The organism is Daejeonella sp. (assembly GCF_044232565.1).
Taxonomy (GTDB): domain Bacteria; phylum Bacteroidota; class Bacteroidia; order Sphingobacteriales; family Sphingobacteriaceae; genus Daejeonella.
Genome location: NZ_JBIILQ010000255.1, coordinates 1 through 3,918, shown reverse-complemented (window position 1 = coordinate 3,918; position 3,918 = coordinate 1). Strand labels below are relative to the sequence as shown.

The window sequence follows — 3,918 nt, the reverse complement described above, 5'->3', positions numbered from 1 at the left end:
AGATTATGTCAAACTTCAATTTTATTCAAGATTTAACCCCGACTGGAGCGAATTGGTTTGGAGCCAAGAATTTCCGAAAGCACTGACTCACATTATTTTATCGAACAATAAGAGCTCAAAAATTCATTCACTGGATAAAAGAAAAGTGAATCCTGCTCAAATGGCACCGCTATTTTTAAATAGAAGTAAATCCTTCACCAACAAGTCACAATCAAAGGAGAAAAGTCTTGAGAATCAGTTTTGGCTCGCATTCATCTTAATTTTTATGACAGAACGCTTTTTAACCTTCAAAAAGAATTTGATATGAGCTATTCGAGGGGGCAAAAATTCATAAAAGCAATTAAATCGAAATGGGTTTTCTCCGGACTGATTGCGAGTTTTATTTTTGCCCTTTCAATTTCATTGATTGGTATTTCAATTTGGAATATTTTCTCAGATTTACCTTATTGGTATGCAGCAGCATCAAGTATAATTTTATCTTTTGCAATCGTACAATTCTTTCAAATAGTAAAAATTAATGAAGAAGATGTTGCCCGTTTACTAAACCAGTTCTATCCACAATTGGAAGAAAGCAGCAGCCTAGTATTAAAGGAAGGTGAAACTTTAAATATTCTAGAAAAATTGCAAGTACAAAGAATCGAAAATGAGCTAATTAAGGTTCAAATACCTGCTCTGATCTATAAACGCTTAAAAAAATCAGCAATTTTCTTGTTATTTTCAATTTCAATCTCACTTTTAATCTCCCAAATTGATGCTAGCGACTTAAAAAATAAGACAATAGGGCTCAAGGAAGGCAAATTCTATACAGCGGATAAAATATTGCCAGAAATAGCATCTATTACTTTAAACATTTCCCCTCCAAGCTATACCAATAAAGATAAACGCGCTCAAAAACAATTTTCCGCTACAGTTGAAGATGGATCAATGCTTGAATGGACCATTGAAACCAATCAATCTGTGGAAAGTTTAAAGTTTATTTTCAATGATTCTGAAACTTCAAAATTGCGGCCTTTGAATAAGAACAAAACCCTTTGGACATTAAACAAAAGAATTAATAAGTCCGGATTTTACCAAGTGAGTTTAGATGATCAATTGTCTGACCTATATAAATTGGAAATTATAAAAGACGAGCCCGTATTAATCCGTATTTCATCACCCAAGCAATATAGCACCATAGATTATGGTGAAGAACAAATATCAACTGTTCAAGTACAGGTAAATGATGATTATGGAGTTAATGAGGTTTATATTTCGGCTACAATTAGCAGCGGACAAGGAGAAGGGGTAGAGTTTAAGGAGCATACCATCCTCTTTAGCGATAAAATTAGTGGTGAAAAAGAGTACAAACTCCAGAAAACCATCAATTTAACAAGTTTAGGAATGAAGCCTGGCGATGAGCTTTATTTTTTCATTCATGCAATGGATAGTCGTAATCAGACTAGTCGCTCAGATGTGTATCAAGTTAGCATACAAGATACCGCGAAACTAATGAGCATGGATGGCATGATGGGAGGTGTAAACCTTATCCCAGAATATTTTAGAAGTCAGAGGCAAATTATAATCGATACCGAAAAAATTCTAAAAGAAAAAAATAGTATTAGCACCGAGGAATTTAAAAGCAGAAGCAATAATTTAGGTATTGATCAGAAGCTACTGCGGCTACGTTATGGGAAGTTTTTAGGTGAAGAATCGGAAGGCGACATTGGAGGGGGAAATGAAGACCATGAAGATGAAGAAGCTGGAGTCGACTTTGGCAATACTGAGAAAATCATAGATTCCTACGCTCATAAGCATGATGTTGCAGAAGATGCTACCTATTTTGAACCAGAATTAAAAGCACAACTGAAAGCAACTCTAACAGAAATGTGGAAATCGGAATTACGCTTAAGGACTTACAAGCCCCAGGAGGCGCTTCCATTTGAGTACAAAGCCTTGCGCTTACTTAAAGATCTGCAGCAAAAATCTAGAGCATATGTTTCAAAAACAGCACTCAAAACAGCAAGCATAAAACCAGAGAAAAGACTCACAGGCGAGCTTGATAAAATTATTCAGCCGATGGCAGAACGGAAGATTTTAAAAAATGAAGCCCAAAGTTCATTGAAAGAAGCAACTGCAATAATTGCGAAACTTAAGACCAAAGGAAGTCTGAACCTACAAGATCGTGCTATTCTCCAAGAAGCAAACCGAAAAATCGCTTCAAAAGCAATATCGGAGCCAAGTAGCTACCTAAATGCATTTGAAATAATGCGCAAAATCATTAGTGCAAACATTAATTTAAAGGTTAGCCCGAAAGAGTTTTCCATCATAGAATCTGCTCTGCAGAAAATAATTAGGGATGAAGGTAAAATGCCCCAAGCAAGGCCTATACCAACAAAAACTTCCTTATCAACCGAATATTTCAACCGTTTAAAGCAAGTGCAACCTTAAGATGGATCAGATCTATATTTTTATTGCGCTAGCACTGCTACTCTGCTTTATCCTATTTAAGGAAATCAAAAGAGCAAATAAATCGAATCTTAACTTACGAATTCTAGCTTCTTTACTAGCGGTTACAGCCCTCTTTTTTATTGCCTCACCCATTAAATTCAATCGTCAAACAACAAAAGACCAGAAAAACAGTGTTATTTTATTAACTGAAGCCTATCAAAAAGACAGCCTAGCAGCATGGAAAGGCCTATCAATTTTCAGCACGGATAAAAAGATTATTGAAAAGAATAAAAATGCAATATTCATTGCTGATCTCCATCATTTTTTAAGATCAAAACCAAATATCCAAAGCTTCCATATTTTTGGTTATGGCTTAGAAAGCCATGAATTAGAAATTCTAAAAGGCAAAAAGCTAATTTTTCATCCTTCCACTTTAGCAGATGGAATTCGCTCCATAAACTGGTCAAAAACGATACGTTCCGGTGAGGAATTATTAATCCAAGGGAACTATGTAAACACTCAAAAAAGAGAGATTAAACTTGTTTTAAAAGGCTTGGGAACAAATCTAGACTCGGTAATTATTGAAGATGAAAAAAGCGATTTTGAACTAAAGCACATCCCAAAACACCTCGACAAAGCTCTTTATTCACTAATTACCCTTGCAAATGGAGATACTATTTCTATAGAAGACTTGCCGGTGTTTGTTAAAAAACCTGAGCCGCTAAGAATACTAATTTTAGCATCATCACCTGATTTCGAATATAAATTCCTCAAAAAATGGCTCTCAGAACAAGAATATAACTTAGCTACTCGAATAACTATTAGCACCAACAAATTCAATACTGAATTCATAAATAGCCGCAAAACCAGTTTGAGCCGCATTAATCCCACATTACTTAATAATTTCGATGTGCTCATAGGAGATATTCAAGAACTATCGCGTTTGAGCAGTTCGGAAAACCAGGCGATTCAAAACCAAGTTAATAAGGGCATGGGATTGATTATCAAAGCGGATGCTATCGAACTCGGGAAAAATTTCTATGGCAAAGCATTTAGACTATTGGAAAGTAAAAAAGCAATTCCTAACACCATGAATTTAATGTGGAATGGAAAAAATACAACAAAAAACATTCTTAAAGGCAGCACATTTTTATCCATAATGCCACAAGCAGGTACGCAAAGTCTCGTGAAAAATGAAGCAGGAGATATTTTAATTAACAGCAAATTATTTGGTAAAGGACGAATTATTCTTAGTCTGATTAATGATTCATATACTTGGGCACTTGGAAATCAGATGAAAGATTATTCGTCTTTCTGGACTTATATCCTTCAAAAAGTAGGTAAAGAGAAAGAAATGGCTAAAAGTTATACCTTTCCAAAAATACCACTAGTCAATACAGAAATAGTAATTCAAAGCGATTCGTCGGGACTTGAAATAAATAAAGATACAGTTGCACTTTTACAAGACCCTACAATCCAATTTGAGTACCG

Annotated in this window: 3 protein-coding genes; all 3 read left to right on the top strand. The window is 35.0% G+C overall.

What is annotated here, in order from left to right; translation table 11 throughout:
* Positions 1-307, top strand: a 307-nt coding sequence (locus ACILQF_RS11525) for a hypothetical protein (protein WP_395627552.1), incomplete at its 5' end; no start/stop codon positions are given.
* Positions 304-2,427, top strand: a complete 2,124-nt coding sequence (locus ACILQF_RS11520) for a hypothetical protein (protein ID WP_395627551.1) — start codon at positions 304-306, stop codon at positions 2,425-2,427. The genes ACILQF_RS11525 and ACILQF_RS11520, both read left to right, overlap by 4 nt.
* 1 nt (position 2,428) lies before the next feature.
* The coding region (locus ACILQF_RS11515) for a hypothetical protein (RefSeq protein ID WP_395627550.1) at positions 2,429-3,918 on the top strand (1,490 nt) is incomplete at its 3' end.

Coding starts and splice junctions, on each gene's coding strand:
- ACILQF_RS11520 (WP_395627551.1), top strand. CDS start 304: ATGAGCTATTCGAGGGGGCAAAAATTCATAAAAGCAATTAAATCGAAA.